General features: G+C 63.9%; 12 protein-coding genes and 2 pseudogenes. 5 read left to right on the forward strand and 9 right to left on the reverse strand.

Translation table 11 applies throughout. From position 1 onward, the window contains the following. Nucleotides 1-2: 2 nt before the first annotated feature. The 7 genes and pseudogenes from QCE69_RS37360 to QCE69_RS37390 all read right to left on the reverse strand — a co-directional run bounded on the left by QCE69_RS37360 (nucleotide 3) and on the right by QCE69_RS37390 (nucleotide 6,277). Nucleotides 3-365, reverse strand: coding sequence for a c-type cytochrome (locus tag QCE69_RS37360; RefSeq protein ID WP_309911446.1), 363 nt, complete (start codon nucleotides 363-365; stop codon nucleotides 3-5). 4 nt (nucleotides 366-369) lie between these two features. Further along, nucleotides 370-1,305, reverse strand: coding sequence for a cytochrome c oxidase assembly protein (locus QCE69_RS37365; RefSeq protein ID WP_309935893.1), 936 nt, complete (start codon nucleotides 1,303-1,305; stop codon nucleotides 370-372). Next, on the reverse strand, nucleotides 1,299-1,634 hold the full coding sequence (locus QCE69_RS37370; protein WP_309911444.1) for a hypothetical protein: 336 nt from the start codon (nucleotides 1,632-1,634) through the stop codon (nucleotides 1,299-1,301). The genes QCE69_RS37365 and QCE69_RS37370 overlap by 7 nt, the downstream gene beginning before the upstream one ends. Then, nucleotides 1,631-2,275 carry a cytochrome c oxidase subunit 3 gene (locus tag QCE69_RS37375; RefSeq protein WP_309911442.1) on the reverse strand — a complete coding sequence of 215 codons (645 nt, stop codon included), beginning with the start codon at nucleotides 2,273-2,275 and terminating at the stop codon, nucleotides 1,631-1,633. The genes QCE69_RS37370 and QCE69_RS37375 overlap by 4 nt, the downstream gene beginning before the upstream one ends. After that, nucleotides 2,272-4,194, reverse strand: a pseudogene (gene ctaD, locus QCE69_RS37380) (cytochrome c oxidase subunit I). The gene QCE69_RS37375 and the pseudogene ctaD overlap by 4 nt, the downstream one beginning before the upstream one ends. Beyond that, entirely contained in the window at nucleotides 4,191-5,360 is a 1,170-nt protein-coding gene (gene coxB / locus QCE69_RS37385) for a cytochrome c oxidase subunit II (RefSeq protein ID WP_309935894.1), read from the reverse strand. Before coxB ends, ctaD begins: the two are co-directional and overlap by 4 nt. After that, nucleotides 5,245-6,277: pseudogene (locus tag QCE69_RS37390) on the reverse strand (cation:proton antiporter). Before QCE69_RS37390 ends, coxB begins: the two are co-directional and overlap by 116 nt. A 161-nt stretch (nucleotides 6,278-6,438) precedes the next feature. Between QCE69_RS37390 and QCE69_RS37395 the strand changes: the two are divergent. From QCE69_RS37395 to QCE69_RS37405, 3 genes are read left to right on the forward strand one after another with little or no spacing between them, the layout of a single operon-like run. Beyond that, a complete protein-coding gene (locus QCE69_RS37395; protein ID WP_309911439.1) occupies nucleotides 6,439-6,954 on the forward strand; it encodes a CinA family protein in 516 nt (171 codons plus the stop codon). Further along, nucleotides 6,951-7,802: an ammonia-dependent NAD(+) synthetase gene (gene nadE, locus QCE69_RS37400; protein ID WP_309935895.1), complete on the forward strand. Its 852-nt coding sequence runs from the start codon at nucleotides 6,951-6,953 to the stop codon at nucleotides 7,800-7,802. Before QCE69_RS37395 ends, nadE begins: the two co-directional genes overlap by 4 nt. Before the next feature lie 27 nt (nucleotides 7,803-7,829). Next, nucleotides 7,830-8,720, forward strand: coding sequence for an MBL fold metallo-hydrolase (locus tag QCE69_RS37405; protein ID WP_309911437.1), 891 nt, complete (start codon nucleotides 7,830-7,832; stop codon nucleotides 8,718-8,720). Between the two features lie 29 nt (nucleotides 8,721-8,749). Here the strand turns inward: QCE69_RS37405 and QCE69_RS37410 are convergent, their stop codons facing one another. Together QCE69_RS37410 and QCE69_RS37415 are read right to left on the reverse strand one after the other, a co-directional pair. Then, nucleotides 8,750-8,944, reverse strand: coding sequence for a DUF2934 domain-containing protein (locus QCE69_RS37410; RefSeq protein WP_309911436.1), 195 nt, complete (start codon nucleotides 8,942-8,944; stop codon nucleotides 8,750-8,752). A 38-nt stretch (nucleotides 8,945-8,982) separates the two neighbouring features. Then, nucleotides 8,983-9,345 carry a glycine zipper domain-containing protein gene (locus QCE69_RS37415; protein ID WP_309911435.1) on the reverse strand — a complete coding sequence of 121 codons (363 nt, stop codon included), beginning with the start codon at nucleotides 9,343-9,345 and terminating at the stop codon, nucleotides 8,983-8,985. Between the two features lie 140 nt (nucleotides 9,346-9,485). On the opposite strand from QCE69_RS37415, the gene QCE69_RS37420 reads away from it, so the two are divergent. Both QCE69_RS37420 and QCE69_RS37425 read left to right on the forward strand, forming a co-directional pair. Further along, a complete protein-coding gene (locus tag QCE69_RS37420) occupies nucleotides 9,486-10,757 on the forward strand; it encodes an MFS transporter (protein WP_309935896.1) in 1,272 nt (423 codons plus the stop codon). Between the two features lie 123 nt (nucleotides 10,758-10,880). Beyond that, the gene (locus tag QCE69_RS37425; protein WP_309935897.1) at nucleotides 10,881-13,199 is read left to right on the forward strand and encodes an FdhF/YdeP family oxidoreductase; all 2,319 of its coding nucleotides are present in this window, start codon (nucleotides 10,881-10,883) and stop codon (nucleotides 13,197-13,199) included.

The following is a 13,199-nucleotide window of genomic DNA, read 5'->3' on the forward strand; positions in this document are numbered from 1 at the left end:
CGTCATTGGTGATACAGATAGGCGGCGATGTCACGGGCGTCAGATTCGCTTACACCGAGATCGGGCATCGCGCTGCCCGGCACGATACGCTGCGGGAAGCGAATCCACGTCTGCAGATTCTCGGGCGTGTTGGGCAACTTACCGGCGACGTAGGCGCGCTCGCCGATTTTCTGCAGCGTCGGCCCGACCTTGCCGTAGGCGCCCGGCACGCCGTCAATGCGATGACAAGCGCCGCAGCCGTAGCGCCGGATCGCATCGAGGCCGCGTTGCGGATTGCCGCCGGTGATCGAATCGGACGAAGGCGGCTCGCCCTTGCACGCAGCGAGCGCGACGACCGGCAACAGCGCGACGATAACTTTGCGCATGCTGTCATCCCTCGCGGGCGATGCGCTCGCCGATGCGCGGCGGCGGGCGTCGCATCAGCCAGCGCGCACCGACCATCAATCCGCCGATCAGATAAGCCAGTCCGCCCGGCACCCACATCACGAGGCCGCCGAGTTGCTGATCTTGCAGCGGATCGAAGCCGAGCGCGCGCGTGGTCTCGATGCACGACGGATACCAGATGCCCGGCGCCAGCGTCAGCAATGCGCCGAGCGCGCCGGTGTGAACCATCGTCGTGAAGAGGGAGAGCATTGCGTGCGCGTTCGACGCGCCTTCCGGCCCACCTTCCGACGCACCTGCCGATACGCGGCCGAACACGGCCCACCAGAAGAGCAATGCGCTTGCGAGGAAACTCGCATGCTGCAACGTATGGATGCCGGGCCGGGCGAGCGCCGCCTCGAAGAAGCGCGGCGCATGCCAGATCCAGAGCGCGGCGGCGTGGAGCGTCCACGCGACGAGTGGCAATGTGAGCCAGCGCCACGGCAATCTGATCCAGCGCGAGCGCGTCGCCGCGCCGATGCGTACTCTCGCGTTCGCGGGAAACGCCCAGAGCCACACGCCGAGCGGCCGGCCGATGACGAGCAGCGGCGCCGCGACCAGCATGAAGAGTTCGTGCTGAAGCATGTGCGCTGAAAACAGCCATTCGCTCAGTCCGTGCAGCGGCGACACCAGCGCGATCACGAGCGTGAGCCATCCCGCGATGAATGCGGCAAGCCTCGCTGCGCGCTCCTTGCGGCCTTGCGCGCCGCGCCTGCGCAGCTTCACATATCCGACGAGATAAAGGACCACGCTCACCGTCAGCACGACGATGACCCACGGCTCGAACGTCCACGCGAGAGGCGACGCCTCGGGCGTGTCGGCGGGAACGTGCGCGTTTGCACCGGCACATGCGAGCAGCGCGCAAAGCGGTGCGAGTTTCAACATGCGGACAGCAACCATTGCGGTATCGATATGGCGATCACGGACAAGACCGACAGCGCGCCCACGCCTGCCGCGACCGCGGCGATGAACGCCGGGCGCGCGGGACGAGCGGCGGTATCGGGCGCCGGCAGGGCGAGCGCACGCCGCGCGTCGCGCCAGCGCTTCCAGGCGAGCAGCGTCGCGGCCACGCACACGATCGCGCTCGCGCCGCTCACACCGTGCAGCAACGCCTCGCCTCCAAGCCGGCATGCCGGCGTCACCAGCGCATAGTTCACGCTGAGGCAGCCGAGGACGACGGATGGAGCGCCGAGCAGCGCGAGCCAGGTCTTCATAGCCGGGCCGCCCAATAGATCACGCAGTAGATCGGCAGCCAGCTCAACACGACGAAGTACCAATAGAGCGCGTTCTCGCTGACATCGACGAACCGCTTGCTCTCGAATGGTCCGGTGAAGAGCAGCACGGTCAGCACGGCGGTATCGACGGTATCGGTGATGAGATGAGTCGTGTGCAGACCGAGCAACAACCACACGACCGACCCATACGCATTCGTGTACCAGCTCACGTTCAGCGAAGCGAACTCGAAGCCCCGTATCACGAGGAACGCGATCGACGCGACGAGGCAGACCGCGAGCCAGATCGCAGCTTTGCGGCGCTCGCCTCGTTCGGCTGCGTTCTTCGCAAATTGGTTGGGCGCGAGGCTCACGATCAGTACCACGGTGTTCAGCGTGCCCCATAAAAGACGCGGTGCATCGGCGGCCATGGGCCAGGCGGGCGCGCGCGTGCGCAGATAGAAGTACATCATCACGGCGATGGCGAACACGGTGCCTTCGATCAGCATCAGGCCGGCCGTGCTCCACCACATCAGACTGCGATGACTGAAGGCGAAGGTGGGCAGCGCGCGCACGTCGAGCACGAAGTCGCCTGTCTCGGGCCTGTCGGGCCGCGGCGTCGCCGTGCGGGTATCGGTGTTCATGGCTGACGCTCCCGCGCGACGGCGAGCCGGTTATCGGCGCGGTTCGGCCAGAACCACCCGATCATCGCGATCGCAACGGGCAGCGATGCCCATACGATCGCCCACGGCGTATAAATGGAGCCGATGAAAAGCACGGTCGTCGCCACTGCGCTGACGAATGGCCAGACTGATGGCTTCGGAAACAGCGGACGGTGATCGGGCTGCGCATCGAGCACGCTCGTGACCAGAACCTCGCGTGCATCCGCAGCAAGCCCCGCGACGAATGCGGGCTGCGCGGCGGGTTCCCACAGCGGATCTCGGCCGTGCACGACCGGAATGGCATCGAAGTTATGCGGCGGCGGCGGCGACGGCACGCTCCATTCGAGCGTTCCCGCGCCCCACGGATCGGCGGGAGCGCGTTCGTCGCTCCTCACGCTTCGGACGACATTGACGATGAAGAGCAGCACGGAGAGCGCGATCATGTACGCGCCGACCGTCGCGGTGAGATTCATGCCGTCCCAGCCGAGCCCGTGCGGATAAGTCCACACGCGTCGCGGCATGCCTTCGAGACCGAGCAGGTGCATGGGAAAGAAAGTCACGTTGAAGCCGATGAAAAACAGCCAGAACTGCCACTTGCCCAGACGCTCGTCGAGCATGCGCCCCGCGAACTTCGGGAACCAGTAGAAGAACGCGCCGAAGAGCGGAAACACGCCGCCGCCGAACAGCACGTAATGCAAATGCGCGACCACGAAGTAAGTATCGTGAACCTACAGATCGAGCGGCACGGACGCGACCATGATGCCGGTCATGCCGCCCATCACGAGGATGAAGAAGAACGCGAGCACGAAGAGCAGCGGCACGCGCAGATTCAGCTTGCCGGTCCAGAGCGTGCCGATCCAGCAGAAGATCTGGATCGCCGACGGAATCGCGATCATCAGGCTGGCGGCCGTGAAGAAGCTCTTGCCAAGCTCGGGGATGTTGGTCGCGAACATGTGATGCACCCAGAGCCCGAACGCCAGAAACGCGGTGGCGATCAGCGAAAGTACCATCGCTGGATAGCCGAACACGGGACGGCGCGCGAACGTCGGAATGATCGACGAGAGGAAGCCGAGCGGCGGGATGAAGACCAGATACACCTCGGGATGGCCGAAGAACCAGAACAGGTGTTGCCACAGCAACACGTCGCCGCCTTTCGCCGGGTTATAGAAATGGGTGCCCACGAGCCGGTCGAGAATCAGCGCAGTGCTGCACAGCATGACAGCGGGCATCGCGAAGATCACCATGAGCTGCGTGACTAGCGTGGCCCAGACGAACAGTGGCATTCGGTTGAGTGACATGCCGGGTGCGCGCATCTTGAAGATCGTCGTGATGAGAACGACCGCTTCAATAAGACCGGAGAGTTCGGTGAAGGTGATCATCTGCGCCCAGATGTCCGCGCCCTTGTTTGGCGAGTAGTCGGGGCCGGCGAGCGGCACGTAGCTGAACCAGCCCGCGTTCGGCGCGGTGTTCACGATGAGCGCGCCGAACAGCAGCAGCCCGCCGAACAGGAAGACCCAGTACGCGTAGGCGTTCATGCGGGGAAACGCGACGCTGCGCGCGCCGATCATCAGCGGCACGAGGTACGCAGCGACGGCCTGCATCACCGGCACGGCGAAGAGGAACATCATCGTGGTGCCGTGCATCGTGAAGAGTTCGTTGTAGAGGTTCGGTCCGATCAGGCGTTGGTCCGGACGCGCGAGTTGCGTGCGCATGACGAGCGCGAGCAACCCGGCGAGCAGAAAGAACGCGAAGCACGTCACGATGAAGCGCCGCGCGATCGTCTTGTGGTTGATCGCGCTCAACATGCCGATGAAGCCGGGCGGATCGCTCCAGGTTCTCGCGAGTGCGTCGCGCACGTCGGGCGCGGCGTGCGGACCGTCGGTCAGCGGCGTGTCCGTCATTTCAAGGTCTCCAACCACGTGAGCAGCGCCTGCAGGTCGTCGGGCGGCAGGCGTGTGGGCGGCATCGCGGTGCCTGGCTTGAGCGTTCGCGGATCGATAATCCAGCCCGCGAGATTGCCGCGGTTGTTCGCGAGGGTTCCTGCGGCGATGAACTGCCGGCTCGCGACGTGGGTCAGATCCGGACCGATGCTTCCCTGCGCGGGCGTGCCGCGCACGGTGTGGCAGCGCGCGCAATCCTGTGTCAGGAATACGTCCCGACCGCGCGCGGCGCGTCCGTCTGACGTTTGCGCCGCCGGCTCGCGCTGCCGCGCGGCCCAGGCTTCGTATTGCGCGGGCGGATCGGCTGTGACCGAGAAGGCCATCAGCGCGTGCTCGTAGCCGCAGAACTCCGCACACTGACCGCGATAGACGCCGGCCTTGTCGGCGCGAAACTCGATGGTCGCGTCCCGTCCGGGAATCATGTCCTTCTTGCCGTGCAGGCTCGGCACCCAGAACGTATGAATCACGTCGGCGGCCGTGAGCGAAACGACAACGGGTCGTCCCACTGGAACATGAAGCTCGTTGGCGAGCACGAAACCGGATGCGCCGTTTTCATCGGAATAGCGCGCTTGCCACCACCACTGATAGCCAGTCATCTCGATGTGCAGCGCATTGTCGACCGGCAGCCGGGACAACGCGCGGTCCGTGACGACGTCCGCGAGTACGAGTGCGAACAGGAGGAACGCGGAGAGTCCGGTGGCCGCAGTTACCCAAAAGCGCATTCGCGGGTGCGCGCGATTCACCGTGGAGACGTCCGCCGGCGTCGCGCGGTTGGCGCGCGGAGCGCGCACCATCGCGATCAGGCATGCCAGCAGGATAGCCGCGAAGACCACGCAGCAGACCGCGAGTGTCAGATGCCAGAGGTCGAGAATGCGGCTCGCCTGAATGCCGGCGGGGGTCAGGGCGCTTTGCATGGTACGTCGGCCATTTTCCCAGGTGAGCGCGTCTCGTCGGAAATGGACAGAAACCGAACAGGCACGTTCGCAACAGCAATCGCCGTTCCCTAGAGCGTTAAGTCGGGTCGCGATTCGAGAAGTACCGGTGCAGGAGTGTGCTTGCGCTCGTGCCATGCAGGACAACGGAAAGCACGACGGTCGCGAGCACGATCGGCGCGATCGGCTGGACATGCTCCTTGCCTGCCTGTTCGAGCGCGAAGAGCAGATAGTAGAAGGCACCGACGCCCCGAATGCCGAGCTCGACCGATTCGAGCGCCTTACTGGCGTCGTCTCTCCCGTCGCGGCGAGTTCCTGCCGACGCAAGGCCACGCCCGCCGTGAACACCGCGATGAACGCATAGCCATGCACGAGGAGCGCCGCACCATAGGCAAGCGCCATGATTCCGAGCGCAATGAAGCCTTCCAGCCCAAGCGCTTGCCGATAACGCGTTCGCAGGCGGATCACGAGGCGCACGACGCCCGAGCCGATTCCCCAGCCGATGACGAGAGCACTGACGATGCCCCAGGCGATAGCTGCGGCGAAGGTCCACGGATTGCCGCTGCCGAGACTCGGGCTCCCGCACAGCGCGAGCGCGATCAACGCGAACGGATAGGCGGCGCCGTCGTTGGAACCGTCCCCGGGTGAAAGCGCGAAGCGCAGCGCCTCGTCGTCGCCGGCCTTGCGTACGCGCAGCTCGTTGGCGAGCACCGGATCGGTCGGAGCGAGGATCGCTGCGAGCAGCAGCGCGGGTCCGGCGGCGAGGCCGAGGCCGAAACGTGCTGCGAGATACATCAGGCCGATCGTCAGAATCATGGCCGGCCCGGCGAGCCACGACGTGAGCCGCCAGAGTTCGCTCGCAAGCGGCACGCGCAAATGCATGCCGATCGCGAACAGCGAGACGACGAGCCCGGCTTCGGTCAGCACGCGCAGCAGGCGCAAGTTTCCTTCGATGTCGGGCTCGAGCAAACCGACGCCGGCCGGACCCAGCACGAACCCCGCGACGAGATACACCATGGCGCCAGTCATCGCCAAGCGGACGATTAAGCCGTGCATACCGCCATGAGGATCAGCAGTGCGCCTACCACCATGAACCAGACCGCCTCGCTGATCACCGCTCGCTCCTCGACTTCGTTTCCCGTGCTTGCCTGTGAAACGTTCGTTGGCAACGCGGTGAAGCAATCAGTATTCCATGACGCGTCCTTCGACCTTGCAGCTGGCATACGAACTGCTGCCCAGCATCGCATGCGAGCCAGCCCTCAAGAAGGCGATCATGGACATCCCACAACAAGTCGTTTCTTTTCTCAGCTCGCGTGGTCTCACGCTCGCGACCGCGGAATCGTGCACGGCTGGATTCATCGCGTCGCTGGTGTCGTCGGTGCCCGGCAGTGGGGGCTGCCTCGACGTGGGCTTCGTGACCTATTCGCCGACGGGCAAGGCGGGCTTTCTCGGCGTACGCGAGGAAACCATGCAGCAGCACGGACTCACGAGCGAAGCGGTCGCGCGGGAGATGTCGGAGGGAGCGTTGCAGCAGGAAGCGTGCTGTGCGCAGGTCGCGGTGTCGAACACGGGCGTAGCCGACGAGGTGCCGGACGGACCGCCGCCGGGCACGCAGTGTTTCGCCTGGTCGTATCGCACGCGCGAGGGCGACATTCTTACCTTCGCCGAGACGAAGAAATTCGAGGGCGAACGCAACGACATCCGGCGTGCGGCAGCGCTTTATGCGTTGTCGCGCATCGAACATTACTTCGGTCAGCAGCAGGCACAGCGCGTGAGGGAGAAGCGATGAACGAGCAAAGCATCGATTGGCGCACCTGGCAGGAAGAGATTATTCGCGAACTCGGCGTCACCCGAGACTTCGACGTCGAGGCCGAGCGCGAGCGTCGTATTGACTTTCTTTCGAATTACCTCGTCGAGCAGGGGTTGCGTACTTTTGTGCTGGGGATCAGCGGCGGCGTAGATTCGTCGACGGCGGGCCGTCTCGCGCAACTGAGCGTCGAGCGCATCCGTGCAAGCGGATATGATGCGCGTTTCGTCGCGCTCAGGCTGCCGTATGGCACACAGCGCGATGAGGAAGACGCCCGGCTCGCGCTCGACTTCATCCGGCCGGACGAGGCGCTGACTGTTGACGTGAAGCGCCCATCCGACGAAATGCTCGGGGCGCTGAAACGCGCGGGCGCGCAATATACCGACGATTTCCACGAAGACTTCGTGCTCGGCAACATCAAGGCGCGCCAGCGCATGATCGCGCACTATGCGATAGCGGGCGCTCGCGTCGGCGTGGTGATCGGCACCGATCACGCTGCCGAATCGCTGATGGGCTTCTTCACCAAGTTTGGCGATGGCGGCGCCGATATCTTGCCGCTTTCGGGGCTGAACAAGCGCCGCGTGCGAGCCCTCGTGCGTTCGATGGGTGCCGTGGATCGCCTCGTGATGAAACTGCCCACGGCCGATCTCGAATCGCTCACGCCGCAGCGTCCGGACGAAGAGAGTTACGGCATCAGCTACGAAAACATCGATGACTTCCTGGAGGGCAAGGATGTCGGCGAAGAAGTGCTGCTTACAATCCGCCGCTTCTATATGGCAACGCGTCATAAGCGCATGCTTCCGGTCGAAGTGCCGCGCTCAGCCGATTGACGCGGGTTTTTTCTCCCAAGGCATGGCATGCGAGTCCACCACCTCAACTGCATATCGAGCTGTCCGCTCGGCGGCAAGCTCTTCGACGGTCGCACGCCGAGTCTTCTGCGGCGCGGCGAACTCACATGCCATTGTCTGCTGGTCGAGTCCGAGGAAGGTCTCGTGCTGATCGATACAGGCTTCGGCCTGCGCGATGTCGCCGACCCGCGCAACCGCCTTTCGGCATTTTTCCTCTTGATGCTCAAGCCCGAGTTCCGCGAGGAGATGACCGCGATACGCCAGATCGAAAGATTGGGCTTCTCAGCCGCCGACGTACGGCATATCGTGCTCAGCCATCTCGACTTCGACCATGCGGGCGGTCTGGATGATTTCCCGAACGCGATCGTGCATATGCTTCGCATCGAGCGGGACTATGCGGTCCAGCAGCGAACCTGGCTCGATCGACAGCGCTTTCGGCCTCAACAATGGTCGACGCAGCCCAACTGGCAATTCCACGACGCAATCAGTGGCGACCGTTGGCATGACTTCGAATGCGTGCGGCCGCTCTCCGCGTCGCTGAACGATATTGCGCTGGTGCCGCTCACGGGACATACCTTCGGGCACGCTGGCATCGCGGTGCACAAGGAGAGCGGCTGGCTGCTAATGGCGGCGGACGCATATTTCTTCCACACCGAAATGGATCTGGAGCGTCCACGCTGTACGCCGGGGCTGGCTGTCTATCAGTGGCTGATGGACAAGGATCGAACGGCACGTCGCTGGAATCAGGCGCGCCTTCGCAGGCTGTGCGCTGGCGACGCGTCATCCGGCAAGCTCGACGTGTGCTGCAGCCATGACCCGACAGAGTTCGAGCGCCTTGCGGGGCGCTCGGCGGGCGTCCCTGCCGAGGCATTCAGACAGCCCAGGTGCGCGCGGGGCTAGCGGCCCGGAATACGAACCGTGCCGCGGCGTTATAGATCGGGTTTGCTGCCTTCCCCGCCGGTTCGCGCGCGGTCAAACGTATTGCTACCCATGCCGGGTTCGCTCGCCAGTTGCTGCTGCGCCAGAATCCAGAAATCCTCGGAGCGTCCCTCCGGACGGCCTGCTTCTTCCCAAAGCCTGTGAGCGAGTGCGCGGATCTGCTCTTCCGTAGTGGGAACGTTCATGCTCTTCTCCGGTGGAATCGATGCTGAACACAGCACGCTCAACGCGAGGCGAGCATGCCCACGACGACCCCGGCCAGCGCGGCAATCGCGATGGCATTCCACGGATTCTCATGCACGAAATCGTCGGTCGTGTCGGCTGCGACCCTGTACTTCCTACTCATGGCATCTTGCATGTCCGCGAATTTGTCCTTGGCGCTCGACCGCAAATCGCCCGACGCGCCGTTGCTGCCCCCATTCCACGACTGCGACGCTTCACGGAAACCATGACCGTCTCTCTTTGCGGACGGCTCACTGTGTCCATCAGTAGCCATGCTCTCGCTCGTCGGAAATTCGTAGCTACTGCCGGCGCGTTCGGTCTTCAGAGCGTCGACGGGGTCGAGCGTGCGATCGTTGTCAGCCATGGTTGCCTCCGACGGGCATAGTGGAATACGTTAGGGTAGCCGAGTATCCGTGCAAACGGCACGCGCGGTACCGCAATCCGCGTGCCGCTTCTCCGGGATCACGCGGTTTCCCCGCAACTCCCGTCGCCAACGATCGAGCCATGGAAGACGATCAGATGAACGTAGGCCGCTCACTGCATCCGACGCGCGTGATGTGCGCGAAAGGCTTCATACCGCTCTGGACCGCCGGCGCGGTATCCACCTCGATGATGTGGCTGGAAATGCTCGTCGCTGCGCTGTTCACTTTCAAGACGACGAATTCCGCGGTGGCCGTCGCAGTAGTCTCCGCCTGCCGGAGTCTGCCGCTTCTTCTGAGCGGAGCGGTCGTGGGCGTGGTGGCCGATGCAGTAGACCGAAAGAGGATTGTGCTTGTCGGGTTGTTGCTGGCGAGCGCTTCGTCGACGACGGTCGCGGTCCTGTCCTGGCTTGGCACGCTGGCTACCTGGCACCTTTGCGCAGCCGCGCTGGTGAGCGGCGTCGTCTATGCCACCGAGATGCCGGCACGAAGGCGCATGATCGCCGAGACGGCGGGGACGGCGATGGCTTCTCGCGCGGTCGCCATCGACAGCATGACCAACTACGCGACGCGATGCATCGGCCCTCTGTTTGGGGGCTGGATATACGGCGTGCTCGGCGTCGCAACGTCGTATTCTCTTTCGGCGGCGTCGTCTCTCTTCGCGGCGGCGCTCATTTCCCGCCTCGAGGCCGTGCAAACGTCGACCAGCTGGCTCTCATCGTCGCAGATTCGCCGAGACCTCGTCGAGGCGTGGCGATATGCGCGCGGCCACCGAACGATGATCGCGCTTCTGGTCGTGACGGTCATCACAAACTTATGCGGTTATAGCTATAACGTTCTGCTGACGCCTCTTGGCAGGGAAACGTTCAACTTGTCGGCCTTGATGATCGGCGTGCTTTGCTCGGCGGAACCGGCAGGGTCCTTCGTGGCCGGAGCAATCATCGGAAGCGTTCGACCGCGCGGCCGGTCCCTTCTCTGGTTGCTGACGGGATCGATATTGTTCTTTCTTGCGATAGCGGTTGCCGGGTCCGCGAGCGCGCACAAGTGCTCGCTGACCTTGCTGCTGCTCATCTTCTTCATCGGCGGACTGGGAAGCGCCGCGTACAACATACATCAGACGACCATAGTTATCGAATCCGTGCCCGATGCCATGCGCAGCCGTGTCTTTGGCTTAGTGACTGTCGGAATCGGATGCTGGCCGACAGGAACGCTATTGGCAGGCGGGCTTGCAGCAGTGCTCGGCCCCGCCGGTGCGCTGATCGTTCTGGGCATGACCGGTATCGTGGGCAACGGCCTTCTGGTACTTTGCGCAGCGCGCGCAGGCGTCCGCGTAAGCAGAAGTCGAGCGAAACAGTAGTGTACGTGAGTGAGCTTCCGCCGACCGTGCGTCCGTCGCCTGGTACGCGCTGAAGGCCGCCGGAAAGGGAACGTCATTTGCTCGCGCGAGGTACAAACAGATCGAACACGTGCGAGGCAAGACATGGCCGAATCAGACAATGGCGTTCGCAAGAGCGCCGCATACCCGTATTCGTCGGGCGGATGGGGATCGCTGAAAGCGGTCGCAGGCGCGCTCATCCGGGAAAAGGTGCCGTTGAAGGAAAGCACGGTCCTGCTGAAGCAGAACAAGCCCGATGGCTTCGCCTGCGTGAGCTGCTCGTGGGCCAAGCCGGCGGACCCGCATACCTTCGAGTTCTGTGAAAGCGGGGCGAAGGCGACCGCGTGGGACCTGACTGCGAAGCGCATGACGCCGCAGTTCTTCGAGTTGCACACGGTGACGGAGCTATGCGCGTGGCACGATCACGATCTCGAAGATGCGGGGCGTCTCACCGCGCCGCTGCGCTACGACGCCGCCACCGACAAATATGTGAGCGTCTCGTGGGACGAAGCATTCGAGGACATCGGCCGCGAGTTGCGCGCGCTCGATCCGAAGCGCGTGTCGTTCTATGCATCAGGAAGGGCATCGCTGGAAACGTCGTACATGTACCAACTCTTCGCGCGCATGTACGGCACCAACAATCTTCCCGACAGCTCGAACATGTGTCACGAAAGCACGAGCGTCGGGTTGAAGGCCGCGATCGGCGTGGGCGTCGGCACGATCAGGCTCGACGACTTCGAGAAGACCGACCTCATGTTCTTCTTCGGGCAGAACGTCGGCACCAATAGCCCGCGCATGCTGCATCAACTACAGGAAGCGAGAAAGCGCGGCGTGCCGATCATCACCTTCAATCCCTTGCGCGAGCCGGGGCTCATCAAGTTCGCCAATCCGCAATCGCCGCTCGAGATGTTGTCACCGGCGCATACGGTGATCAGCACGCAATATCATCAGGTGAAGACGGGCGGCGACACGGCCGCGATGCTCGGCATCTGCAAGGCCGTCATTCAAGCCGACGACCGCGCAAAGGAACACGGCGAGCCGCGCATGCTCGATGTCGACTTCATCGAAACGCAAACGGTCGGCTTCGAGGCCTTCGCAGATTACGTGCGCGCCGCGTCCTGGGACGATATCGAACGCGTGGCGGGCCTGCCGCGCACCGATCTCGAAGCCGCTGCCGAGGAATACATGCGCGCCAACGCGGTGATGGCGCACTACGGGATGGGCATGACGCAGCACAGGCAAGGCGTGCAGAACGTGCGCATGCTGTGCAATCTACTCTTCCTGCGCGGGAACATCGGCAAGCCGGGCGCGGGGCCGTCGCCCGTGCGCGGACATTCGAACGTGCAGGGGCAGCGCACGGTGGGCATCACGGAGAAGCCGGAGCTCGCGCCGCTCGACAAGCTCGCGAGCCAGTTCGGCTTCGAGCCGCCGCGCGAGAAAGGCATGAACATCGTCGAGACCTTCGAGGCGATGCTCGATGGCAAAGTAAGCGCGGTCGTCAATCTCGGTGGCAACCTCGTGCGCTCGGTGCCGGACCGCATGCGCATCGAACCGGCGTGGCGGAACCTGAAGCTCACGGTCAATGTCGCGACGAAGCTCAATCGCAGTCATCTCGTGCATGGCGAGAAGTCGTACATTCTGCCGTGCCTGAGCCGCATCGAGATCGATATGCAGGCAAGCGGCGCGCAGGCGGTGTCGATGGAAGACAGCACGGGCTGCATTCACGGCTCGCGTGGCGTGGCCGAGCCTGCATCGCCCGATGCGCGCTCGGAGCCGTATATCGTCGCGGCGCTGGCGAAGCATACGCTCGGCGAGCGCTCGACCGTCGACTGGGAACGCTGGCGCGACGACTATGCGCTCGTGCGCGACGAAATCGCGAAGACATATCCCGAGACCTTTCACGACTTCAACGAAAGAATGTGGACGCCGGGCGGCTTCCCGCGCGATCTGCCAGCACGCGAGCGCAAGTGGAAGACCAAGAGCGGCAAGGCGGAGTTCTTCGTGCCAGAAAGCATCGGGGAAGATCCGGACATGCCCGAACGCGAGCCGCAATCGTTGCGGCTCATGACCTTGCGCAGCGACAGCCAGTTCAACACGACGATCTACGGCCATGACGACCGCTTCCGCGGCATCAGCGGCGGCCGCATGGTGATCCTAATGTGCGAGGCGGACATGGTGCGCCACGGTCTCAGGAAGGATGACCGCGTGACTTTGCGCACCATCGCGGCCGATGGCTTCGAGCGGCGCGTCGGGGGTCTGCGCATCGAGCCGTACGACATACCGCAGGGATGCATCGCCGGGTATTACCCGGAGTGCAATCCGCTCCTGCCGCTATGGCACTACGCGAAGGAAAGCAAGGTCCCCGGCGCGAAGTCCATCCCGGTCCATATTGTCGAGGTAAACGGTACGCCGCGCGAGCCTTGA

The sequence above is a fragment of the Caballeronia sp. LZ032 genome (genome assembly GCF_031451315.1).
GTDB lineage: Bacteria > Pseudomonadota > Gammaproteobacteria > Burkholderiales > Burkholderiaceae > Caballeronia.